The organism is Frigoribacterium sp. 2355 (assembly GCF_054060695.1).
Genome location: NZ_JBSSDL010000001.1, coordinates 185,404 through 207,916 on the forward strand (window position 1 = coordinate 185,404; position 22,513 = coordinate 207,916).

General features: G+C 68.1%; 18 protein-coding genes and 1 tRNA gene. 3 read left to right on the forward strand and 16 right to left on the reverse strand.

Going from position 1 to position 22,513, the window contains the following annotated elements; translation table 11 throughout:
• Positions 1-29: 29 nt before the first annotated feature.
• The 13 genes from uvrC to polA all read right to left on the reverse strand — a co-directional run bounded on the left by uvrC (position 30) and on the right by polA (position 18,388).
• Positions 30-1,952: an excinuclease ABC subunit UvrC gene (uvrC, locus tag ACVJ1F_RS00925; RefSeq protein ID WP_456884184.1), complete on the reverse strand. Its 1,923-nt coding sequence runs from the start codon at positions 1,950-1,952 to the stop codon at positions 30-32.
• The gene (uvrA, locus tag ACVJ1F_RS00930; RefSeq protein WP_277960238.1) at positions 1,949-4,900 is read right to left on the reverse strand and encodes an excinuclease ABC subunit UvrA; all 2,952 of its coding nucleotides are present in this window, start codon (positions 4,898-4,900) and stop codon (positions 1,949-1,951) included. The genes uvrC and uvrA overlap by 4 nt, the downstream gene beginning before the upstream one ends.
• Positions 4,901-4,970: 70 nt before the next feature.
• Positions 4,971-5,885: an SDR family NAD(P)-dependent oxidoreductase gene (locus ACVJ1F_RS00935; RefSeq protein ID WP_173150858.1), complete on the reverse strand. Its 915-nt coding sequence runs from the start codon at positions 5,883-5,885 to the stop codon at positions 4,971-4,973.
• Complete coding sequence (gene uvrB / locus ACVJ1F_RS00940; protein WP_043592809.1) at positions 5,875-7,941, reverse strand: excinuclease ABC subunit UvrB; 2,067 nt, start codon at positions 7,939-7,941, stop codon at positions 5,875-5,877. Before uvrB ends, ACVJ1F_RS00935 begins: the two co-directional genes overlap by 11 nt.
• Before the next feature lie 10 nt (positions 7,942-7,951).
• Positions 7,952-8,602, reverse strand: a complete 651-nt coding sequence (gene coaE / locus ACVJ1F_RS00945; RefSeq protein WP_056045251.1) for a dephospho-CoA kinase — start codon at positions 8,600-8,602, stop codon at positions 7,952-7,954.
• Between the two features lie 78 nt (positions 8,603-8,680).
• Entirely contained in the window at positions 8,681-10,129 is a 1,449-nt protein-coding gene (gene rpsA / locus ACVJ1F_RS00950) for a 30S ribosomal protein S1 (RefSeq protein ID WP_043592805.1), read from the reverse strand.
• A gap of 168 nt (positions 10,130-10,297) precedes the next feature.
• Positions 10,298-11,989 (reverse strand): DUF885 domain-containing protein, encoded by a 1,692-nt coding sequence (locus tag ACVJ1F_RS00955; RefSeq protein ID WP_456884185.1) that lies wholly within the window; start codon positions 11,987-11,989, stop codon positions 10,298-10,300.
• 125 nt (positions 11,990-12,114) lie between these two features.
• Positions 12,115-12,384, reverse strand: coding sequence for an HPr family phosphocarrier protein (locus tag ACVJ1F_RS00960; RefSeq protein ID WP_043592801.1), 270 nt, complete (start codon positions 12,382-12,384; stop codon positions 12,115-12,117).
• A gap of 26 nt (positions 12,385-12,410) precedes the next feature.
• On the reverse strand, positions 12,411-12,875 hold the full coding sequence (locus ACVJ1F_RS00965) for a PTS sugar transporter subunit IIA (protein ID WP_056045258.1): 465 nt from the start codon (positions 12,873-12,875) through the stop codon (positions 12,411-12,413).
• Positions 12,876-12,877: 2 nt separating this feature from the next.
• The gene (locus tag ACVJ1F_RS00970) at positions 12,878-13,186 is read right to left on the reverse strand and encodes a PTS lactose transporter subunit IIB (RefSeq protein ID WP_054146078.1); all 309 of its coding nucleotides are present in this window, start codon (positions 13,184-13,186) and stop codon (positions 12,878-12,880) included.
• Between the two features lie 47 nt (positions 13,187-13,233).
• On the reverse strand, positions 13,234-14,430 hold the full coding sequence (locus tag ACVJ1F_RS00975; protein WP_056045261.1) for a PTS mannitol transporter subunit IICB: 1,197 nt from the start codon (positions 14,428-14,430) through the stop codon (positions 13,234-13,236).
• A gap of 113 nt (positions 14,431-14,543) precedes the next feature.
• Positions 14,544-15,305, reverse strand: a complete 762-nt coding sequence (locus ACVJ1F_RS00980; protein WP_056045263.1) for a DeoR/GlpR family DNA-binding transcription regulator — start codon at positions 15,303-15,305, stop codon at positions 14,544-14,546.
• A 410-nt stretch (positions 15,306-15,715) separates the two neighbouring features.
• Entirely contained in the window at positions 15,716-18,388 is a 2,673-nt protein-coding gene (polA, locus tag ACVJ1F_RS00985; RefSeq protein WP_456884188.1) for a DNA polymerase I, read from the reverse strand.
• Between the two features lie 186 nt (positions 18,389-18,574).
• On the opposite strand from polA, the gene ACVJ1F_RS00990 reads away from it, so the two are divergent.
• Positions 18,575-18,928, forward strand: coding sequence for a PaaI family thioesterase (locus ACVJ1F_RS00990; RefSeq protein WP_249408402.1), 354 nt, complete (start codon positions 18,575-18,577; stop codon positions 18,926-18,928).
• Between the two features lie 58 nt (positions 18,929-18,986).
• On the opposite strand, the gene ACVJ1F_RS00995 is transcribed toward ACVJ1F_RS00990, so the two are convergent.
• A complete protein-coding gene (locus ACVJ1F_RS00995; protein ID WP_043592796.1) occupies positions 18,987-19,592 on the reverse strand; it encodes an ANTAR domain-containing response regulator in 606 nt (201 codons plus the stop codon).
• Between the two features lie 39 nt (positions 19,593-19,631).
• Between ACVJ1F_RS00995 and ACVJ1F_RS01000 the strand changes: the two genes are divergently transcribed.
• Positions 19,632-19,717, forward strand: a tRNA-Leu gene (locus ACVJ1F_RS01000).
• 292 nt (positions 19,718-20,009) lie between these two features.
• A complete protein-coding gene (locus ACVJ1F_RS01005) occupies positions 20,010-20,213 on the forward strand; it encodes a cold-shock protein (protein WP_043592793.1) in 204 nt (67 codons plus the stop codon).
• Positions 20,214-20,337: 124 nt separating this feature from the next.
• Here the strand turns inward: ACVJ1F_RS01005 and ACVJ1F_RS01010 are convergent, their stop codons facing one another.
• Together ACVJ1F_RS01010 and pyk are read right to left on the reverse strand one after the other, a co-directional pair.
• Entirely contained in the window at positions 20,338-20,964 is a 627-nt protein-coding gene (locus ACVJ1F_RS01010; RefSeq protein ID WP_456884191.1) for a hypothetical protein, read from the reverse strand.
• 85 nt (positions 20,965-21,049) lie between these two features.
• Positions 21,050-22,498, reverse strand: a complete 1,449-nt coding sequence (gene pyk / locus ACVJ1F_RS01015) for a pyruvate kinase (protein ID WP_056045267.1) — start codon at positions 22,496-22,498, stop codon at positions 21,050-21,052.
• Positions 22,499-22,513 lie beyond the last annotated feature (15 nt).

The following is a 22,513-nucleotide window of genomic DNA, read 5'->3' on the forward strand; positions in this document are numbered from 1 at the left end:
CCTCCGGGTCGGCGTGCGGTGCATCGAGTCTAGGCGGGGCTCGTGGGGGGCACGACGTCGTCGGCCGCCACGTCGTCGGCCGCCACGTCCTCGGCTCCGCGAAGCCGCTCGACGACTGCGGCGGCGAGCGTCGGGCCGATGCCGCGGATGGCCGAGATGTCCGCTGCCTCGGCATCCTTCAACCGCTTGACCGAGCCGAAGTGCTTCAGGAGCACGGCCACCCGGGAGGGCCCCAACCCCGGGATCTCCGCGAGCTGCGTCGAGATGTCGCGCTTGCGACGCTGTCGCTGGTGTGTGATCGCGAACCGGTGCGCTTCGTCGCGGATGCGTTGGATGAGGAACAGCGCGTCGCTGTTGCGAGGGAGGATGACCGGGAAGTCGTCGTCGGGCAACCAGATCTCCTCGAGCCGTTTCGCGATCCCGCAGAGCGCGATGTCCGTGACGCCGGCGTCGTCGAGTGCTCGTCGGGCCGCCGCCACCTGGGGTTGTCCGCCGTCGACGATGAGGAGGTTGGGGCGGTAGGCGAACCGTTTGCGTTGCTCACCCACCTCCTCGACGGGAGCGAGTTCGTCGTCGAGGCGAGAGAGACGGCGGCTGAGCGTCTGGTAGATCGACTCGGTGTCGTCGGTCGACCGGGGGATGTTGAAACGCCGGTACTGGTCCTTCCGCGGCAGGCCGTCTTCGAAGACCACCATCGAGGCGACGATGTTCGTGCCCGAGAGGTGGGACACGTCGTAGCACTCCATGCGCAAGGGCGCGTCGCTCATGCCGAGGGCCTCCTGGATGTCGGCCAGGGCGGTCGACCGGGTGGCGAAGTCGGCGCTGCGACGGGTCTTGTAGAGCATGAGCGACTGCTGCGCGTTGAGGGTCGCCGTCTGCATCAGGTTGGCCTTCTCGCCGCGCTGTGCCGTGTGGATCTGGACCCGTCCCCGACCGCGGAGGGTGCTGAGCACGCTCTCGAGGGCATCGTTGTCGTCCGGCGTCTCGGTCACGACGATCTCGCGGGGAAGCTCGGCGCCGGCGGTGTAGATGCCCTGCAGGACCTGCTCGACGAGGTCGCCGGTCGAGATGTCGATCTCTTTGTCGACGACCCAGCCGCGGGAGCCACGGATGCGCCCGCCCCTCACCGTGAAGAGCTGGACGGCGGCCGCCAGCTCGTCCTCGGCGAGGGCGTAGAGGTCGAGATCGACGCTGTCGCGGAGGACGACCGCCGACTTGTCGAGCACGGCCTCGAGGGCCTGCACCTGGTCGCGGTACGTGGCCGCGTCCTCGAAGCGCTGCTCGACGGCGGCCGTCTTCATGGAGCGCTGCAGGTCGGCGATCACCCTCTTGTCGTAGCTGCCCATGAACTTGACGAACTCGTCGACGATCGCCCGGTGTTCGTCGATCGACACCTTGTGCGAACACGGCCCCCCACAACGACCGATCTGCCCCGGGAAGCAGGGCTTGCCCGTCTGCATGGCCTTCTTGTAGCTGCTGTCGGAACAGGTCCTGATCGGGAAGACCTTGATCATCAGGTCGATGGTGTCGTGGACGGCCCAGATCTTCGGGTACGGCCCGAAGTACTTGGCCCCCTTGATGCGCGGGTTGCGCGTGACCATCACCCGAGGTGCCTCGTCGGCCAATGTGACGGCCATGAACGGATAGGTCTTGTCGTCGCGGAACTTGACGTTGAAGGGCGGGTCGAACTCTTTGATCCACGTGTACTCGAGCTGTAGGGCCTCGATGTCGCTGCCCACCACGGTCCATTCGACGGATCGAGCGGTGAGGACCATTCGTCGGGTGCGTTCGTGGAGCGACGGAAGCGGTGCGAAGTAGTTGCTCAGCCGGGCCCGGAGGTTCTTGGCCTTGCCGACGTAGAGCACCCTCCCCCGCTCGTCACGCCAGCGGTAGACGCCGGGGTCGGTGGGGATCTCGCCCGCTTTCGGACGCCAGGAGACGGTGTTGCTCATCGTGCTTCGACGGCCTCCCGGCGTCGCGTCGACGTGGCCTTCTTCTTCTGCACCCGAGGCACGGTGTGACCCGACTCGAGGATCTCCTTCAGGAAGACGCCCGTGTGGCTCTCGGGCACGGTCGCGAGGTGCTCGGGGGTTCCGGTGGCGATGACGGTGCCGCCACCCGCGCCTCCTTCAGGGCCCATGTCGATCAGCCAGTCGGCGGACTTGATGACGTCGAGGTTGTGCTCGATCGTGATGACGGTGTTGCCCTTCTCGACCAGACCGTTCAGCACGAGGAGGAGCTTGCGGACGTCCTCGAAGTGCAGGCCGGTCGTCGGTTCGTCGAGCACGTAGACGCTGCGCCCGTTGGAGCGCTTCTGCAGCTCGGTCGCGAGCTTCACGCGCTGGGCTTCGCCCCCGCTCAGCGTGGTGGCGCTCTGGCCGAGTCGCACGTAGCCCAGGCCGACGTCGACCAGCGTCGACATGAACCGGGAGATCGCCGAGATGGGGGCGAAGAACTCGGCGGCCTCGCTGATCGGCATCTCGAGGACCTCGGAGATGTTCTTGCCCTTATACCGCACCGCCAGGGTGTCGCGGTTGTACCGCGCACCACCGCACACCTCGCAGGCGACGTAGACGTCGGGAAGGAAGTTCATCTCGATCTTGATCGTGCCGTCACCTGCGCAGTTCTCGCAGCGGCCGCCCTTGACGTTGAAGCTGAACCGGCCCGGCAGGTAGCCGCGGGCCTTCGCGTCGGTCGTCTCGGCGAAGAGGGTACGGATGCGATCGAAGACACCCGTGTAGGTCGCCGGGTTCGAGCGCGGGGTGCGACCGATCGGCGCCTGGTCGACGTGGACGACCTTGTCGAGGGCGTCGAGGCCCGTGACCCTCGTGTGCTTGCCGGGGATCTGACGGGCTCCGTTGAGCTGGTTGGCCAGGACCTTGTACAGGATGTCGTTGACGAGCGAGGATTTGCCCGAGCCGCTGACGCCCGTCACCGCGACGAAGGTGCCCAACGGGAAGTCGACGGTGACGTCGCGCAGGTTGTTGGCCTTGGCGCCCACGACCGAGATCATGCGCTTCTTGTCGACGGGGCGCCGGCTGGTCGGGGTCTCGATGGAGCGCCGCCCGGCGAGGTAGTCGCCGGTGTACGAGTCGGTGTTCGCGACGAGGTCCTCGTAACTGCCCGAGTGCACGACCGTGCCGCCGTTGACGCCGGCACCCGGGCCGATGTCGACGACCCAGTCGGCCGTCTTGATGGTGTCTTCATCGTGTTCGACGACGATCAACGTGTTGCCGAGGTTCTTGAGTTTGACCAGCGTGTCGATGAGTCGGCGGTTGTCACGCTGGTGGAGGCCGATGCTCGGCTCGTCGAGGACGTAGAGGACTCCGGTGAGACCCGACCCGATCTGGGTCGCGAGGCGGATGCGCTGGGCTTCTCCACCGGAGAGGGACCCGGCGGCGCGGGCCAGGGAGAGGTACGTGAGACCCACTTCGAGCAGGAACTCGAGTCGGACCCGGATCTCACGCAGCACCTGGGCCGCGATGCGCGCCTCACGGGTCGTGAGGGTGAGGCTGTTCATGAACCCGAACGCGTCGGCGAGGCTGAGTTCGGACACGCTCGCGATGTCGTGCCCGTCGACCAGGACGGCGAGGACCTCGGGCTTGAGCCGCTTGCCCTTGCAGACGACGCATGGGATCTCGCGGAGGTAGGACGCGTAGCGCTGGCGCTGCGTGTCGGTCTCGGCCTCGGCGTACTTGCGCTCGATGTAGGGCATGACGCCCTCGAAGCCCGTCGAGTAGGTCATCTCTCGGCCGAAGCGGTTGCGCCACTTCACGGTGACCTCGAAGTCGTTGCCCTGCAGGACGGCCTGTCGGACCTTCTCGGGCAGCTCGTGCCAGGGCGTCTTGAGGCTGAAGCCCAGATCGCCGGCCAGGCCCTCGAGGAGCTTCTGGAAGTAGTTGTAGAGCCCCTTGCCGGATTGGGTCCAGGGGAGGATGACGCCGTCGGCGAGGCTGAGCTCGGGGTCGCCGAGCAGCAGGTCGGAGTCCACCGACATCTTCGTGCCGAGACCGGAGCACTCGGGGCAGGCGCCGAAGGGGGCGTTGAACGAGAACGTGCGGGGTTCGATCTCGGTGAGCTGGACCGGGTGGTTGTTCGGGCACGAGAGCTTCTCGGAGAACGTCCGGTACTTGCCGGCCGCGCCCTCGTCGGTGTCGACGAAGTCGATCGTGACCAGGCCGTCCGTCAGGCGCAGGGCGGTCTCGAGCGAGTCGGTCAGACGGGTCAGCGCCTGGTCGGAGGCGACGAGGCGATCGACCACGACCGAGATGTCGTGCTTGATCTGCTTCTTCAGCTTGGGCGGCGAACTGAGCTGGATCTGCTCGCCGTCGACGATGGCCCGGGAGTACCCCGTGGACGCGAGCTCGGCGAACAGGTCGACGAACTCGCCCTTCTTCTGCGAGACCACGGGGCTCAGCACCTGGTACCGGACGCCCGACTCGAGGGTCATGAGCTGGTCGGCGATCTGCTGCACGCTCTGCTTGCTGATCTTCTCGCCGCAGACGGCGCAGTGCGGAACGCCGATGCGTGCCCAGAGGAGGCGCATGTAGTCGTAGATCTCGGTGATCGTGCCGACCGTGGACCGCGGGTTGCGGTTCGTGGACTTCTGGTCGATGGAGACGGCCGGGCTCAGGCCCTCGATGAAATCGACGTCGGGACGGTCGACCTGACCCAGGAACTGCCGCGCGTAGGCCGACAGGGACTCGACGTACCGACGTTGCCCCTCGGCGAAGATCGTGTCGAACGCCAGGGACGATTTGCCCGAGCCGGACAACCCGGTGAAGACGACCAACGAGTCACGTGGGATCTCGAGGTCGACGTTGTTCAGGTTGTGCACTCGGGCACCCCGGACGCTCAGCGTGGAGGAACCTTCTACAGGTGAGATGGACACTCTTACCATTCTGTCGATGTGGACGACACTCGTCGTCGTGGCGGGCGGGCCCGCGGGAGGTGCAGCCGGCGGCGCGGGGTCAGGGGGCCGGGGACGAGACGGTCGGTTGGACGCCCGTCAGGCCGGCGGACACCTGCCACAGACGCGATGCCACCGACTCGTCACGGCTGTGACGTTTCGCGGGCACGCGGGCCGGAGCGCCGGTCAACTGGAACCATCCGGCCGGACCCCAGTATTCCCCGCCGTGGACGTCTTCGCCCACGAGGGCGTGGACGAGAGGCTCTGCTCCGACCTCCTTGCCCTGGGAGAAGACGTGCATCATCGAGGTGAGGACGGCGGGAGGGCGGCGGGGCTCGACGACGGGCGGGCGCGGGTCGCTGAGCGAGTCCCACGAGAACCCGGGGTGGGCGACGACGCTGGAGACCGAGGATCCGGCGGCCCGGAGGCGACGGTCGAGGTCGAAGCCGAAGGTCATGACCGCGAGCTTGGAGCGTGCGTAGGCGACCGCGCCGGAGTAGCTCGAGACCATCATGGGATCGTCCAGGTCGAGTCGCACCCACCGATGGCTGATGCTTCCGAGGTGCACGACTCGAGCCCGCCCTGCCGACTCGAGGGCCGGCATGAGGTGCGAGACCAGGGCGAAGTGGCCGAGATGATTGGTGCCGAACTGGAGCTCGAACCCGTCGGTCGTCGTCTGACGCCGACGGGAGCCGACGACGCCGGCGTTGGCCAGGAGGCCGTCGACCGGTCCGCCGGCGGCGATGGCGGATGCACCCGTGCGGACCGACGCGAGGTCGGCCAGGTCGAGGGCGACCGTGTCGACGTCCGCCCCGGGCACGCGGCTGCGGAGGAGATCGGCGGCCCGCACGGCCCTCTCGGCGTCGCGGGCCGCGAGGACGACCTGGTGACCCGCCGCGACGAGCCGCTCGGCGGAGTAGTAGCCGAGCCCCGCGGTCGCACCCGTGACGACGACGCGTCGACGATCACCGGGCATGACCGGCCGCCTCCATCTGTCGCAGGTCTTTCTTCAGGTCGGCGACCTCGTCGCGGAGCCGACCGGCCAACTCGAACTTGAGCTCGGCCGAGGCCTGCAGCATCTGCTCGTTGAGGTCGGCGATGATCGCTTCGAGTCCGTTCGCGGCGCTGGCGGCCTTGCCCTCGCGGCGGAGGTTCGGCGTGGGGGCGCGCTTGCCACCCTGGCGATCCGCGAGGAGACGTGCGGTGTCGGCACCTTCCCGGGCCAGGACCTCGGTGATGTCGGCGATCTTCTTGCGGAGCGGTTGGGGGTCGATCCCTCGCTCGAGGTTGTAGGCGACCTGCTTCTCTCGACGACGATCGGTCTCTTCGAGAGCCTGCTTCATCGAGTCGGTCATCACGTCGGCGTACATGTGGACCTGACCCGAGACGTTTCGTGCCGCACGGCCGATTGTCTGGATGAGCGACGTGGACGAACGGAGGAAGCCCTCTTTGTCGGCGTCGAGGATCGCGACGAGCGACACCTCGGGGAGGTCGAGGCCCTCACGGAGCAGGTTGATGCCGACGAGCACGTCGTAGACACCCTGCCGCAGTTCGGTGAGCAGTTCGACCCGCCGGAGCGTGTCGACGTCGGAGTGCAGGTAGCGGACTCGCACTCCGGCCTCGGTGAGGAAGTCGGTGAGTTCTTCGGCCATCTTCTTGGTCAGGGTGGTGACCAGGACGCGTTCGTCGATCTCGACCCGTGTGCGGATCTCTTCGAGCAGGTCGTCGATCTGGCCCGCGGACGGCTTGACCACGATCTCGGGATCGATGAGGCCGGTGGGTCGGATGATCTGCTCGACCACGCTGTCGGTGATGCCCAACTCGTACTTGCCGGGCGTCGCCGAGAGGTAGACCTTCTGGCCGACCCGGTCGAGGAACTCCTCGAACTTGAGGGGTCTGTTGTCGAGGGCGCTGGGAAGCCGGAAGCCGTGGTCGACGAGGGTGCGCTTGCGCGAGGCGTCGCCTTCGTACATGGCGCCGATCTGGGGCACGGTGACGTGCGACTCGTCGATCACCACGAGCAGGTCGTCCGGGAAGTAGTCGAGCAGGCAGTGGGGTGCCTCGCCGGGCGACCGACCGTCGATGTGCGCGGAGTAGTTCTCGATGCCGTTGCAGAAGCCGATCTGTTCCATCATCTCGAGGTCGAAGGTCGTGCGCATGCGCAGGCGCTGGGACTCGAGGAGCTTTCCCTGCTTGTCGAGCTCGTCGAGGCGGGTGGCGAGTTCGTCCTTGATGGTGCCGATGGCGCGGTGCATGACGTCCGTGCCCGCGACGTAATGCGAACCGGGGAAGACCGAGACGGCGTCCATCGTCTTGACGACGTCGCCCGTGAGCGGGTGGAGGGCGTACAGCGCCTCCACCTCGTCGCCGAACATCTCGATGCGGATGGCCAGTTCTTCGTACATCGGGATGATCTCGATCGTGTCTCCCCTCACGCGGAAGTTGCCGCGGGAGAAGTCGATGTCGTTGCGCTGGTACTGCATCGAGACGAACCGTCGGATGAGCGTCTCACGATCGATCCGCATGCCGACCTGGAGGGCGATCATGGCCTCCATGTAGCCCTCGGGGGTACCGAGACCGTAGATGCAGGAGACCGTCGAGACGACGATGACGTCGCGTCGGCTCAGCAGCGAGTTCGTCGTCGAGTGCCGCAACCGCTCGACCTCGGCGTTCACCGAGCTGTCCTTCTCGATGAAGGTGTCGGTCTGCGGGACGTAGGCCTCGGGCTGGTAGTAGTCGTAGTACGAGACGAAGTACTCGACGGCGTTGTTCGGGAAGAGCGATCGGAACTCGTTCGCCAACTGGGCCGCGAGCGTCTTGTTGTGGGCGAGCACGAGCGTGGGCCGTTGCACCTGCTCGACGAGCCAGGCGGTGGTCGCCGACTTGCCCGTTCCGGTGGCGCCGAGCAGGACGACGTCGGTCTCGCCGGCGTTGATGCGCCCCGCCAGTTCGGCGATGGCGGCCGGCTGGTCGCCACTGGGTTCGAATTCGCTGATGACTTCGAACGGGCGCACACTGCGGGTCGGTTCCATGGATTCCAGCTTAGGAGGGACCACCGACACTCGTGTCGTGGGAGGCCGCCTGCTTCGCCGCTGACAGCGAACGCAGACGGTCGTAGAGGTCGTCCGCCTGTTCCAGCGTGCTCTCGAGCGAACCGGAGGAGTCGACGACGAGGTCCGCCACGGCGAGCCGCGTCCGGTCGTCCGCCTGCGCGTCCACGCGACGCCGCGCCTCCTCGTCGTCCATCCCGCGGAGCTCGACGAGTCGCCTCAGGCGGACCTCGCGCGGGGCGTGCACGACGACGACCACGTCGAAGCCGTCGGTCCCCCGCGACTCGACGAGCAACGGCACGTCGTAGACGACGACGCGACCCGCGTCGTCCGCGACGGCGTCGGACATGCGCCGGACCGAGAGCTCGTGCACGGCCGGGTGGGTGATCCCCTCGAGGTCGCGGCGTGCAGCGGCATCGGCGAAGACGATCGCCCCCAGGGCGGCTCGGTCGAGGGAACCGTCGGGCTGCAGGACGTCGGACCCGAAGCGCGCGACGACCGCCTCGAGTCCGGCGGATCCGGGCTCGACCACCTCGCGGGCGAGGGCGTCGGCGTCGATGTGCGCCGCGCCCCGTTCTGCGAGTCGACGGGCCACGACCGACTTGCCGGCAGCGATGCCACCGGTCAATCCACAGACGAACACGACGTCGAGACTACGCCGGAAACGCCGGAAGGCGGCTCCCCCGAGGGGGAACCGCCTTCTGGTCGAGACCGGAGGGACTCAGTTGTTGTTCGACAGCTTCTCGCGCAGAGCGGCGAGCGACTCGTCGTCGGCGAGGGTGCCGGCGCCCGAAGCGGACTCGGCCGAGAACGACGAACCCGTGGGAGCGTCGAACGTCGTCTCTTCGACGAGCGAGGCAGCGACCTGCTTCTTGTGGGCTTCCCAGCGCGCCTGGGCGGCAGCGTAGTCCTGCTCCCACTTCTCGCGCTGCGAGTCGAAGCCCTCGCGCCACTCGTTCGTCTCGGGGTCGAAGCCCTCGGGGTACTTGTAGTTGCCCTGGTCGTCGTACTCGGTGAGCATGCCGTAGAGCGCCGGGTCGAACTCGGTGCCCTCGGGGTCGACGCCCTCGTTGGCCTGCTTGAGGCTCAGCGAGATGCGACGGCGGTCGAGGTCGATGTCGATGACCTTGACGAACACCTCGTCGCCGACGGCGACGACCTGCTCGGCCAGCTCGACGTGCTTCGCCGACAGCTCGGAGATGTGCACGAGACCCTCGATGCCGTCGGCCACGCGGACGAACGCACCGAAGGGGACGAGCTTGGTGACCTTGCCCGGAGCGACCTGACCGATCGCGTGCGTGCGGGCGAACACCTGCCACGGGTCTTCCTGGGTGGCCTTGAGCGAGAGCGACACGCGCTCACGGTCGAGGTCGACCTCGAGGATCTCGACGGTGACCTCCTGGCCCACCTCGACGACCTCGCTGGCGTGCTCGATGTGCTTCCAGCTGAGCTCCGAGACGTGCACGAGGCCGTCCACGCCGCCCAGGTCGACGAACGCACCGAAGTTGACGATCGACGAGACGACGCCCTTGCGGACCTGGCCCTTGTGGAGGTTGTTGAGGAAGGTCGTGCGGCTCTCGGACTGCGTCTGCTCGAGCAGGGCGCGGCGCGACAGGACCACGTTGTTGCGGTTCTTGTCGAGCTCGAGGATCTTGGCCTCGATCTCCTGGCCCAGGTAGGGCGTGAGGTCGCGGACGCGGCGCAGCTCGATGAGCGATGCGGGGAGGAAGCCACGGAGGCCGATGTCGACGATGAGGCCACCCTTGACGACCTCGATGACCGTACCGGTGACGACGCCGTCGGCGTCCTTGATCTTCTCCACGTCGCCCCAGGCACGCTCGTACTGAGCGCGCTTCTTGGACAGGATCAGACGGCCTTCTTTGTCTTCCTTCTGGAGGACGAGGGCCTCGACCGTGTCGCCGACCTCGACGACCTCGGTGGGGTCGACGTCGTGCTTGATCGAGAGTTCGCGCGAGGGGATGACGCCCTCGGTCTTGTAGCCGACGTCGAGGAGGACCTCGTCGCGGTCGATCTTCACGACGGTGCCCTCGATGAGGTCGCCGTCGTTGAAGAACTTCAGGGTCTTCTCGACCGCGGCCAGGAAGTCATCAGCGGATCCGATGTCGTTGATGGCGACCTGCTTGGGTGCCTTGGTCGTTACGGTTGTCATGTAGTTAGTGCTCCAGTACGGGCATGAATCGGGCCGTGCTCGTCCCTCGAACGGTGTCCGGGAGGGTGTGTCGAACGCGGCGTGCGGAAATGTCGACGCAGATAGCGCTCGGTCATCTTAGCGCGGCGCCGCAGGTGTGGGCAACGGCGTGTCGTGGGTCGGGGTGACTCACGCGAGCAGTGCCCGCCGGAGCGTGTCGAGCCCGACCCCGCCCAGCTGAAGGGCGTCGCGGTGGAAGGCCTTGACGTCGAAGGTGGCGCCGTCTCGACGGGCGCGTTCGGCGCGGAGGTCTTCCCAGATGCGCTGACCGACCTTGTACGACGGCGCCTGCCCCGGCCAGCCGAGGTACCGGTCGACCTCGAAGCGCACGAACTCGGTGTCCATGTTGACGTTGTCCGACATGAAGGCGAAGGCGTTCGTCGCGTCCCACCGCCCGCCACCGCCGGGGAACGGCTTGCCGAGGTGGACCCCGATGTCGAGCACCACACGCGCGGCACGCATGCGCTGACCGTCGAGCATGCCCAGCCGGTCGCCCGGGTCGCCGAGCCAACCGAGCTCGTCCATCAGCCGTTCCGCGTACAGGGCCCAACCTTCGGCATGCCCCGAGGTGCCGGCCAGCTGGCGACGCCACGTGTTGAGCGTGGCCCGGTTGTGGACGGCCTGACCGAGTTGGAGGTGGTGACCGGGGACCCCCTCGTGGAAGACCGTCGTCGTCTCACGCCACGTCCCGAAACGGGTGACCCCCTCGGGCACGGACCACCACATGCGGCCGGGACGCGAGAAGTCGTCGCTGGGGCTCGTGTAGTAGATGCCACCGTCCTTGGTCGGTGCGATGCGGCACTCGAGCCGGCGGACCGGCTCGGGGATGTCGAACTGGTCCCGACCCAGCTCGGCGACCGCGCGGTCGCTGAGCTCCTGCATCCAGGCGCGGAGGGCGTCGGTGCCGTCGAGCTGGCGTGCGGGGTCGGCATCGAGCAGCTCGATGGCCCGGGAGACCGACGCCCCGGGTTCGATCCGCCGGGCGACCTCTTCTTGTTCGGCCGTCATCCGGGCGAGCTCGTCGATCCCCCACTCGTAGGTCTCGTCGAGGTCGACCGTCGCTCCGAGGAACCGTCGCGAGTGCAGGGCGTAGGCGTCGCGCCCGACGGCGTCGTCGGCGGTCGCCGCGGGGAGCAACTCGTCGAGCAGGAAGCGTCGGAGGTCGACGTAGGCCTCCGCCGCCGACGAGGCGCCCGAGGTGAGGTCCCGGCCGAGCGCCGTTCCGGGTTCGGCGCCGTCACCGAGCCGGGCGCCCCGCACGAACTCGGCGAAGAAGCCGTCGTCGGCACCGATGCGGGCACACTGCTCGGCCACCTTCTCGACCTGGCGCCGGGCGGGGGTGACTCCCCCGGCGATGCCCGCGCGCAACGTCTCGACGTACTGGTCGACGGCGGTCCGTACCCGGCCGAGGCGGGTCGCGACGTCGACCCAGTCGCCCTCGGAGGCGGTGGGCATGAGGTCGAACACGTCGCGGATGCCCTGGGCCGGTGACGCGATCACGCTGAGGTCGCGCAACTCGAGCCTCTGTTCGGCGTAGAGCAGCTCGAGCTCGAGCTCGCTCGTCAGGTCGTCCCGGGTGACCCGGTCGACGTCGTCGACGGGGGTGGTGGCCCGCAGCTCGGCCAGCGTGGCCCGGACGGCCTCGACGCGTCGGGCATGACCGTCGGGCGAGTAGTCGCCGTACTCGCCCGTCCGGCCCTCACGGCCGATCCAGGTCGCGGTCGTGGGGTCGAGCTCGCAGAGGGTGTCCACCCAGCGTTCGGCGACCCCGTCGACGGGGGTGGGCGTGCGAGGGGTCGGCGTCGTCGCGGCATCGGTCATGCCGACGAGCCTAGTGACGCAGGAGGCGCGGTGCAGGGGGCCCCGCACCGCGCCTCCTCGGCTCCCACGACGAACGGGACGCCCGCCGACTCTCGTCGGCGGGCGTCCCGTTCTGGTGTCGGTGCCTACTCTTTGTCGAGGTCGGTCGCCAGGAGCGCGACGAGTTCGTCGAGGGCGGCCTCGGCGTTGTCGCCCTCGGTCGCGACGACGACCTCTTCACCGTGGCCGATGCCCAGCGAGAGCACGCCGAGGATGCTGGCGGCGTTGACGCTCTTGCCGGCCGCGGAGGTCAGCGTGACCTTGGCGCCGGTCTTGCCGGCGGCCTGGCTGAACAACGAGGCGGGGCGGGCGTGCAGCCCGACGCTCGAGGCGATGGTGACGGAACGTTCTGGCATGTCTTCTCCTCTGGAGGGGGTGGGGATCAGTCGTCGTCGTCGGTCGACGCGAGCAACTCGTAGACCTCGGCGGTCGTGGTCGACCCGCGCAGGGCGGCGGCCTTGTCGGGGTCCATCAGGATGCTGGCGAGCTGGCTGAGGATGGCGATGTGGCCGTTGCCCTTGGCGGCGATGCCGACCGTGACCGAGACCTCGTTGCCGTCCCAGTCGACCGGGGTCGGGAACCGCAGCACGACGAGGGCGTCCTCTTTGACCGAGTCCTTGCCGGCGAGGGTGCCGTGCGGGATCGCCACACCCTCGCCGACGTAGGTGGACACCGAGTTCTCGCGCTCGAACATGGCATCGACGTACGACTCGTCGATCGCACCCGCGTCGATCAGGGCCCGACCCGTCTTGCGGATGGCCTCGTCACGCGAGGCGGCGACCTCGTCGAGTCGGATGGACGACTCCGCGAGGAGCGCCGAGAGCTCGGGTGCCTGCTGGTCGGTCATCGTCAGACCTCGACCGTCGAGCCGTCCTGGATCGCCTTGACGACCTTGGCGACGTTGGGGTCTCCCATGAACAGCTGGAACGGCACGACGGGCACGTTCGGCACGACGCCGCGGGCGCGCTCGGCCAGGTTGTTCTGGGTGACGACGACGTCGGCGTCCGACGGGATCGACGCGACGGGCGAGTGCTCGACGGTGACACCGCTCTTCTTCAGCTGCTTCTTGAGCGTGGACGCCAGCATGACGCTGCTGCCCATGCCCGCGTCGCACGCGACGATGAGTTTCTTGATGCTGGAACCGTCGAGGGTTGCCATGACCTTCTCCTTGTGTGGTGGTGGTGCTGACTGGTGGTGCGGGCGGGCTAGGCGGTGGGTGCCGCGGTGCCCTTGCTGGTGGCCTTGTTGGCCGCGGTGGCGGCCTGGGCGTCGGCGAGAGCCTGCTCCTGTGCGGCGGAGTCCTCGGCACGGGCCTCGCGGTTCTCCTTGCGACCGAAGCCCATGAGGAGGGACGAGACGACGAACGAGACGGCCGCCGAGAGCAGGATACCCAGGTAGATCGGGAGAAGGTCCCCGCGGGCGGCGACGAGCGTGTAGGCGATGATGCTGCCGGGCGAGGCAGGGCCGACGAGCCCGACGTTGAACAGGGCGAAGGTCGCGATGCCGGTCGCTCCACCGAGGACGGCGGCGACGAGCAGGATCGGCTTCATCAGCACGTACGGGAAGTAGATCTCGTGGATGCCACCGAAGAAGTGCACGATGATCGCGGCCGGGGCCGAGGGGCGGATGGCGCGCGGACCGAAGAAGAGGTACGCGAGGAGGATGCCGAGACCCGGGCCGGGGTTCGACTCGAGCATGAAGAGGATCGACTTGCCGGCCTCCTGCACCTGCGTGCCACCGAGGGGGGTGAGGATGCCCTGGTTGATGGCGTTGTTGAGGAACAGGACCTTGGCCGGCTCGATGATGATCGACGCCAGGGGCAGCAGGCCACGGTCGACGAGGAAGCCGACGGCGCCGCCGAAGACGTTCGTGATCGCGGTGGTGACCGGGGCCAGGCCGAAGAAGGCGAGCACGCCCATGGCGCCACCGATGATGCCGAGCGAGAAGTTGTTGACGAGCATCTCGAAGCCGGACTTGATGCGGCCGTCGACGAGCTTGTCGAACTGCTTGAGGACCCAGGCGGCGAGCGGGCCGACGATCATCGCGCCGAGGAACTGCGGCACGTCGGTCGCGACGATGACGCCCATGACGGCGACGGCGCCGATGACGGCACCGCGCTGACCGTGGACCATGCGACCACCCGTGTAGGCGATCAGGATCGGCAGCAGGTACTTGATGATGGGACCGACGAGGCCGGGCCACGGGGTGCCGTCGGACATCTCGCCGAAGCCGCCGAGCTGGGGCACCGGCGTCCAACCGGTCTGGATGAACAGGGCCGTGATGAGGCCCCAGGCGATGAAGGCGCCGATGTTCGGCATGATCATGCCGGCCAGGAAGCCACCGAAGCGCTGGACGCGCGCTCGGGCTCCCGTACCGGTGACGGTGGGGGTGAATTCGGACATGGTGACGACTTCTCCTTGTTTCTCTCAGCGACGAGAGGGGTGTGGGGTGATGGAGGTGGTGCGAGGTGCTGTGGTGCGTCGGGAGGGAACGAGGGGGGCCGGTCGGGGTCGCGTCATGCGATCACGACCCGGGGGCCGGCCTGTTCGACGTCGTCGGCCAGCTCGGCGTCCACGCCGGAGTCGGTGATGACGGTGTCGACGTCGGTGAGCGGTGCGACCTTGGCGAAGTCCTCGCGACCGAACTTGGTGTGGTCGGCGAGGACGACGGTGCGTCGTGACGCGGCGATGAGCGCGCGCTTGACCCGCGCCTCCGCCAGGTCGGGGGTGCTGATGCCGCGCTCCACCGAGACGCCGTTCGTCCCGATGAAGGCGACGTCGGCGAAGACGTCGGCGATCTGGGCCCGCGTCCAGTCCCCCACCGCGGAGTACGTGCGGGTGCGGATGAGGCCGCCGAGCAGGTGGAGGGTGACGTTCGGTCGGCTGATCAGGATGGTGGCGACGGCGAGCGAGTGGGTGACCACGGTCAGCTCGCGGTCGAGGGGCAGGAGTTCGGCCAGACGGATGGTCGAGGTGCCGGCGTCGACGATGATCGAGCCGCCGTCGGGCAACTCGTCGAGGGCGGCCCGGGCGATGCGCTCCTTCTCGGACGCGGCCGTTCCCTCCCGGTCGACCACGGGAGGCTCGATGCCGAGGCGCTCGACGGCGATGGCGCCTCCGTGGACGCGGCGGAGGACGCCCCGGCGCTCAAGGGCGGTCAGGTCGCGGCGCACGGTCTCGGGCGCGACCGAGAGCTCTCGTGCGAGACCGGCCACCTCGACTCGGCCCCGGGACAGGGCCGTGTCGAGGATCTGCTGGTGACGCTCCGGTGCGTACATGGGAGACCTCGTCGTCGGACTGCACGGCCGCCTCGGGGGCTGACCGGTGGTGCGGAAGTGCGGAAAGAGTTCAACTGTTGTTGATCTGCGCTTATATAAGTCCGTTTGTGTGGCCCGGTCAAGTCTGTACCGCGTGTCGTGTCCGTTTGTGCCCGAGTGGGGGGACGATTGGCTGCCCGATGGGCAACCGATGCCCGATGAACGGGCAGCACATGCCCGAGCAGGGCCGCTCGGGCCGGGTCGTAGGACCCCGGGGACAGGAGGCGCGCGCAGAAGGGCAGGACGGACCGTCTCGGCGACGTACGACGTACGACGTGCGACGTACGACGTACGACGTGCGACGTGCATCGTGCATCGTGCCGAGACGGACCTCGGTGATCGTGGCCGTTCGGCGCCGCGGTGCCCGGGGCTCAGTGGGCCGCTGCGTCCCAGCTCTCGCCGAGGCCGACGCTGACGTCGAGCGGCACGCGCAGGTCGGCCGCCCCGCTCATGCGCCGACGCACGATCTCGCGCACGTCGTCGACCTCGCCCGGTGCGACCTCGACGATGAGTTCGTCGTGCACCTGCAGCAGCAGGCGCGACCCCATCTCTCGCTCGTCGAGTTCGGATCGGACACCGAGCATCGCGATCTTCATGATGTCGGCAGCCGAGCCCTGGATCGGCGCGTTCAGGGCAGCCCGCTCGGCGTTCTCGCGCAGGACGCGGTTCGGGGACTTGAGGTCGGCGAAGGGGCGGCGCCGACCGTAGATGGTCTCGGTGTAGCCGTCTTCGCGCGCCTGCTCGACGACGTTGCGGAGGTACTCGCGTACGGCACCGAACCGGGCGAAGTAGTCGGTCATGAGCTGGCGTGCCTCGGCGGTCTCGATGCGCAGCTGCTTCGACAGGCCGAAGGCGCTGAGCCCGTAGGCGAGGCCGTAGGACATGGCCTTGACCTTCGTGCGCATGGCCGGGCTGACGTCGGCGGGTTCGACCCCGAAGATGCGGGCACCGACGAACCGGTGCAGGTCTTCGCCCTCGTTGAACGCCTGGATCAGCCCCTCGTCGCCCGAGAGGTGCGCCATGATGCGCATCTCGATCTGCGAGTAGTCGGCCGTGAGGAGCGTCTCGTAATCGGGCCCGTGCACGAACGCGGCGCGGATCTCGCGACCGACGGCGGCCTTGACCGGGATGTTCTGGAGGTTGGGGTCGACGGACGAGATGCGCCCGGTCGTCGTGCCCGTCTGGTCGTACGTCGTGTGGATGCGCGCGTCGTCGGCGATCGACTTCTCGAGGGTCTCGATGATCTGGCGCAGCTTCGTCGCGTCGCGGTGCTTCAGGAGGAGGTCGAGGAAGGGGTGCGGGTGCTTCTCCTGCAGATCGGCCAGGGAGGCGGCGTCGGTCGAGAAGCCCGTCTTGGTCGCTCGGGTCTTGGGCATCTCGAGTTGCTCGAACAGCACCTCTTGCAGCTGCTTGGGTGAGCCGAGGTTGACCTCGCGTCCGATCTCGGCGAACGCCGCCGTGGCCAGCTCGCCGGCCTGTTCACCCAGACGGAGCGAGAGCGCCTTGAGCGTGTCGCGGTCGGCGGCGACACCGGTGAGTTCCATGTCTCCGAGCACCGGCACCAGCGGCAGCTCGATTTCGGTGAGCACCCGACGGGAGCCCTCGTCGAGGGCGGCAAGCAACGACTCGGACAATCGGAGGACGTACCAGGCCTCGGAGGCCACGTTGACGTCGTCGTCCGCCGACACGAGCTGGTTGGGGTCGCCGACGGGCAGCGTTTCTCCGAGTTGCTCGTAGACGAGGTCGGACAGGGCGAACGACGTGCGGCCCGGGCGCAGCAGCCAGGCGGCGATCCGCGGGTCGCCGGCGATGCCCGTCAGCGTGAGGCCGGCCCGCGACAGCGCCTTGTAGGCGCGCTTCGCGTCGTGGACCACCTTGGGCGTGGCGTCGTCGAGCCAGGCCTCGAGGGCCACGTAGTCGCCGCGACCCGCGGCCCAGGGCACGTACGCCGACTCGTCGAGGGACGAGATGCCGAGCCCGACGATGCCGTCCGCGCCGTACTCGACCGTGAGGCCGACGGGCTTCTCGGGGTCGGACGCGTGCTTCTTCAGCCAGAAGGCAAGTTCTTCGTCGATGATGGTCCGGACGACCGGCAGGCCTTCGGGGGCCGCCGTCACCGCTGGCTCACTCGCGTTCGCGGCGGAGGGTTCGGTCGATCCCGACAGGGCCAGGACGCGTTCGAGCAGGGTGCGGAACTGCAGTTTGTCGAAGAGCTCTCGGACGGCGGCCTCGTCGATCGCCCGGCGCTCGAGGTCACCCGGCCCCACCGGGAGCTCCACGTCGGTGACCAGGCGGTTGAGCCGGCGGTTGCGGATCGCGTTCTCTTTCTGCTCGCGGAGCTTCTGCCCGACGACGCCCTTGATCTCGTCCGCACGAGCGATGATCTCGTCGAGACCCCCGTAGAGGTTGATCCACTTGACGGCGGTCTTCTCCCCCACCTTGTCGATGCCGATGAGGTTGTCGCTCGTCTCGCCGACGAGGGCGGCGACCTCGGGGTACTGGTGGGGTTCGATGCCGTATCGCTCGAAGACCTTGTCGCGGTCGTACCGGGTGAGTTCGCTCACGCCGCGGGCCGAGGGATAGAGGAGGGTGACGTCGTCGTTGACCATCTGGATGGCGTCGCGATCGCCGGAGACCACCAGGACCCGGTACCCGTCGTCACGACCGCGGCTCGCCAGGGTCGCGAGGATGTCGTCCGCCTCGAAGTCCTCTTTGGTGATCGTGGTGATGCCCATGGCGTGCAACGCCTCTTGGAGAAGCGGTATCTGGCCCACGAACTCGGGCGGGGTCTCGGACCGCGTGCCCTTGTACTCGGGGTACTCGCGGGTGCGGAAGGAGAAGCGAGAGATGTCGAAGGCCACGGCCAGGTGCGTCGGTTTCTCGGCCTTGAGCAGGCTGAGCAGCATCGAGATGAAGCCGTGGATGGCGTTGGTGTGCTGACCTTCGCGGTTCACGAAACTGTCGACCGGGAGGGCGTAGAAGGCCCGGAACGCCAGGGAATGGCCGTCGATGACCAGGAGGGTAGGCTTCGTGTCGTCCGTCACCACGTCAGCCTAGCGGGCACCCCCGACACCGTCGCCGGGCGCCCCGGTCCGATCCACCGGAGAACCATGAGCACTCCGTCCGCCGTCCCGAACGACGCCGAGAGGACCGTCTCGTCGGACGCGTCCCTGAGCGACGCCGCCGCCGAGTTGTTCCGCCGACGGGGTGTCGGTGCCCTGGCCGAGAAGATGGGCATCGTGATCGACGAGATGAGCGCCGAGCGTGCCGTGGGTCGGATGCCCGTCGACGGAAACACCCAGCCCGTCGGCATCCTGCACGGCGGCGCACACGTCGTCCTGGCCGAGACCCTCGGGTCGGTGGCGGCCAACGTGCACGCGGGAGCCGGACGCGTCGCGATGGGCATCGAATTGAACGCGAGCCACAGCCGGTCGGCGGCGACCGGATGGGTGACGGGCACCTGCACGGCCCTTCATCTCGGTTCCACCCTCACGACGCATCAGGTCGTCATGACCGACGATCGCGGTCGTCTGTTGTCGACGGTCCGCATCACGAACTTCCTCACGGACGCCCGCGACCGGTAGGCCGACGAGAAAAGGCCCACCCCGATCGTCGGGGTGGGCCCTTTCTCGTCGCGGACGACTACTTCTTGGCGCTCAACTGTTCGATGATCGCCTGGGCCACGTCGTGCATCGTCAGGCGGCGGTCCATGGACGCCTTCTGGATCCAGCGGAAGGCCTCGGGTTCGGTGAGCCCCATCTTCTCGTTGAGGAGCCCCTTCGCCCGGTCGACGAGCTTGCGGGTCTCGAAGCGCTCGACCAGGTCGGCGACCTCGGCCTCGAGGGTGATGATCTGTGCGTACCGCGAGAGGGCGATCTCGATCGCGGGCAGCAGGTCGTTGGGGGTGAAGGGTTTCACGACGTAGGCGAGGGCGCCTGCCTCGCTCGCCCGCTCGACAAGCTCTTTCTGGCTGAACGCGGTCAGGAGGACGACCGGCGCGATGTGCGCCTTCGAGAGCCGCTCGGCGGCGGAGATGCCGTCCAGTTGGGGCATCTTGACGTCCATGATGACGAGGTCGGGGCGCAACTCGGTGGCGAGGGCGACGGCGGTCTCGCCGTCCCCGGCCTCTCCCACCACCTCGAAACCGTTGTCGCGGAGGATCTCGACGATGTCGAGGCGGATGAGGGACTCATCTTCGGCCACGACGACGCGACGGGGTGCTGCTGGGGTTGCTTCCTGGTCACTCACGACGTGAAGCCTACGGTATTGTCGACCTGGTTGTTGTGCGCCGGATTGGCGGAATGGCAGACGCGGAGCACTCAAAATGCTCTGTCCGTGAGGGCGTGTGGGTTCGAGTCCCACATCCGGCACCAGCCCCGGCGCGAAGCCGACCGACGAGATGTGGCTCTCCTTGCCTCGTCCGGTCATCGGGCCGACACACCGACACGAGTTCTGCTCAGAGGGTGTGTTCGTGGGCATCCGTGCACTACGCTGATGGAACTGGTTGTTGTGTTACGCATTTGTATCTCGCGACGTGCCGAAGGCCTCCTCTCACCGAGAGGGGTTCCGACGGTGGCGTCGTTCTCAGAGGGAGCGGACAAAAAGGCACCGCGACGAGCGATCTCGAAATCGAGATCGACAACTCTGATTGAAGGAACAAGAAAAATGGCAACAGGCACCGTTAAGTGGTTCAACTCCGAAAAGGGCTTCGGCTTCATCACCCCCGACGACGGAACCACTGACGTCTTCGCGCACTTCTCCGCGATCGCCGGCGACGGCTACCGCAACCTGGAAGAGAACCAGAAGGTCGAGTTCGACACGGCTCAGGGCAACAAGGGCCTCCAGGCCGAGAACATCCGCGTCATCTGACTCGGTGGCGTCCTCGTGACGCCGTCAGTCGGCGGGCTCGCCCGCCACTGAAACGAAAGCCCCGATCCGCTCCGGCGGGTCGGGGCTTTCTCCGTTCCCGTCTCGGGTGGGAGGGTCGGCCATCTCACGGCAGGGGAAAGCCGAGGAGGCGCGCCACCGGCTCGTAATCCCGGCTCGCGGTCCGGTAGGCGCTCTCCCATTCGGCGATCCGTGCTCCGGCCTCCCTCGGGTCGGTGAACCGGTCGTCCTCGCCGCCACCGGCGACGAGGGCTTCCCGCGCCTCGCGGTATCGGCTGGTCAAGGTCGCCCAGAGGACCAGTTCGTCCCCGGTGGAGTCCTCGGGCGCCGCCCGGGCGACGTCCCACGGCACCTCGACGGCAGGCAGAGGTCCTTCCGGTGGACTCGGCGCCGCGGTCCCACGAGCTTGGTCACCCGGCCCCTCCTGGAAGATCGTCCGGGTGCCGATCGCCAGCACGGCCCCGACCGCAGCGCCGAGGACGAAGATCAGCGAGAGGGCCCAGAGGCCGTCGACCCGCCACACCGTCGCCGCCACTCCCCCGAGGAACGAGCCGCCCACGAGGGCACCGAGAGCTGCCCACCGGCCCACCCCCGCGCCTCCTCGGCTGGTCTCTCGGATCTCGGGGCCGAGGCTGCGACGAGTCTCGACCACACCGTGACCGCTCCAGGACGGCACCACGTACAAGCGGGCCTCGAACTCGAAGCACGAGGGATGACGGGCGTCCACGGACATGCCGTGAGCGTACGCCCCGCCGACACGACGAAGCCGGGACGATCCGAGGGGATCGACCCGGCTTCGCCAGGGGTGTCGCGGTGCGTCAGGGCTGCGAAGCGTAGGCCGGAGCGGCCTCCCCGTGGGCGTCACCCACGCGGTGCACCCGGAGATCGTTCGTCGAGCCCGCGATCCCGGGAGGGGACCCGGCGATCACGATGACCTTGTCGCCCGACTCGGCGAGGTCGTTGCCGAGCAGGATGTCGTCCACCTGCGCGAACATGGCGTCGGTGTGCGTGACGGTCTCGACCAGGTAGGACTGGACGCCCCAGCTGATCGCCATGCGGCGACGGATCGCCTCGTTGGGCGTGAAGGCCAGGATGGGGATCGAGTGACGCAGGCGCGACATGCGACGCACCGAGTCACCCGATTCGGTGAAGACGCAGAGGAACTTCGCCTGGACGAAGTCGGCGACGTCGGCCGCTGCCAGGGTGATGGCGCCGCCCTGCGTGCGCGGACGCGTGCCGAGCGGAGGGATGCGCTCGAGCCCGTGCTCTTCGGTGGAGGCCACGATGCGCGCCATGGTCTGCACCGTGATGACCGGGTACTCGCCGACGCTCGTCTCGCCCGAGAGCATGACCGCGTCGGTGCCGTCGAGGACGGCGTTGGCGACGTCCGAGGTCTCGGCGCGGGTCGGGATCGGGCTCGAGATCATGGACTCGAGCATCTGGGTGGCGACGATGACCGGCTTCGCCATGCGACGCGAGAGCTCGACCGCGTGCTTCTGCACGATGGGCACGGCCTCGAGGGGCAACTCGACGCCCAGGTCGCCACGGGCGACCATGATGCCGTCGAACGCGTCGATGATGGCCTCGAGGTTGTCGACGGCCTGGGGCTTCTCGATCTTCGCGTAGACGGGGACCTTGCGGCCCTCTTCGGCCATGATCTCGTGCACGCGCACGACGTCGTCCGCGTCGCGCACGAACGACAGGGCGATCAGGTCGGCGCCGAGTCGGAGACCCCAGCGGAGGTCGGCCTCGTCCTTGTCGGAGAGGGCGGGCACGTTGACCGCCACGCCGGGGAGGTTGATGCCCTTGTTGTTCGACACCGTGCCGGCGACGACGACCTCGGTCGTGACGACGGTGCCGTCGGTCTCGAGGACGCGGAGCTTGACGCGGCCGTCGTCGATCAGGAGCGGGTCTCCCGCCGTGACGTCGTCGGGGAGGCCCTTGAACGTCGTGCCGCAGATCTCCTTGGAACCCAGGATGTCGTCCGTGGTGATCTTGAACACGTCGCCGACCTCGAGGTCGTGCGGACCGTCGGCGAACTTGCCGAGGCGGATCTTGGGGCCCTGCAGGTCGACGAGGACCGCGACGGCGCGGCCCGAGTCGGCCGACGCCTGGCGGACGTTCGCGTAGACGCCTTCGTGGACGTCGTAGCTGCCGTGGCTGAGGTTCATGCGGGCGACGTCGACGCCGGCGTCGATGATCGCCCGGATGTCGTCGTAGCTCGACGTCGCCGGCCCGAGGGTGGCGACGATCTTTGCGCGTCTCATGTGTTCCGTTCGTGT

Bases quoted from the DNA above. Each gene is read 5' to 3' on its own strand.
- ACVJ1F_RS00935 (WP_173150858.1), bottom strand. From the start codon at position 5,885: ATGCCCGGTGATCGTCGACGCGTCGTCGTCACGGGTGCGACCGCGGGG.
- uvrC (WP_456884184.1), bottom strand. From the start codon at position 1,952: ATGAGCAACACCGTCTCCTGGCGTCCGAAAGCGGGCGAGATCCCCACC.
- uvrA (WP_277960238.1), bottom strand. From the start codon at position 4,900: ATGGTAAGAGTGTCCATCTCACCTGTAGAAGGTTCCTCCACGCTGAGC.
- ACVJ1F_RS00975 (WP_056045261.1), bottom strand. From the start codon at position 14,430: ATGTCCGAATTCACCCCCACCGTCACCGGTACGGGAGCCCGAGCGCGC.
- ACVJ1F_RS00970 (WP_054146078.1), bottom strand. From the start codon at position 13,186: ATGGCAACCCTCGACGGTTCCAGCATCAAGAAACTCATCGTCGCGTGC.
- ACVJ1F_RS00960 (WP_043592801.1), bottom strand. From the start codon at position 12,384: ATGCCAGAACGTTCCGTCACCATCGCCTCGAGCGTCGGGCTGCACGCC.
- ACVJ1F_RS00965 (WP_056045258.1), bottom strand. From the start codon at position 12,875: ATGACCGACCAGCAGGCACCCGAGCTCTCGGCGCTCCTCGCGGAGTCG.
- ACVJ1F_RS01005 (WP_043592793.1), top strand. From the start codon at position 20,010: ATGGCAACAGGCACCGTTAAGTGGTTCAACTCCGAAAAGGGCTTCGGC.
- rpsA (WP_043592805.1), bottom strand. From the start codon at position 10,129: ATGACAACCGTAACGACCAAGGCACCCAAGCAGGTCGCCATCAACGAC.
- ACVJ1F_RS00980 (WP_056045263.1), bottom strand. From the start codon at position 15,305: ATGTACGCACCGGAGCGTCACCAGCAGATCCTCGACACGGCCCTGTCC.
- ACVJ1F_RS00955 (WP_456884185.1), bottom strand. From the start codon at position 11,989: ATGACCGATGCCGCGACGACGCCGACCCCTCGCACGCCCACCCCCGTC.
- uvrB (WP_043592809.1), bottom strand. From the start codon at position 7,941: ATGGAACCGACCCGCAGTGTGCGCCCGTTCGAAGTCATCAGCGAATTC.
- ACVJ1F_RS01010 (WP_456884191.1), bottom strand. From the start codon at position 20,964: ATGTCCGTGGACGCCCGTCATCCCTCGTGCTTCGAGTTCGAGGCCCGC.
- ACVJ1F_RS00990 (WP_249408402.1), top strand. From the start codon at position 18,575: ATGGGCATCGTGATCGACGAGATGAGCGCCGAGCGTGCCGTGGGTCGG.
- pyk (WP_056045267.1), bottom strand. From the start codon at position 22,498: ATGAGACGCGCAAAGATCGTCGCCACCCTCGGGCCGGCGACGTCGAGC.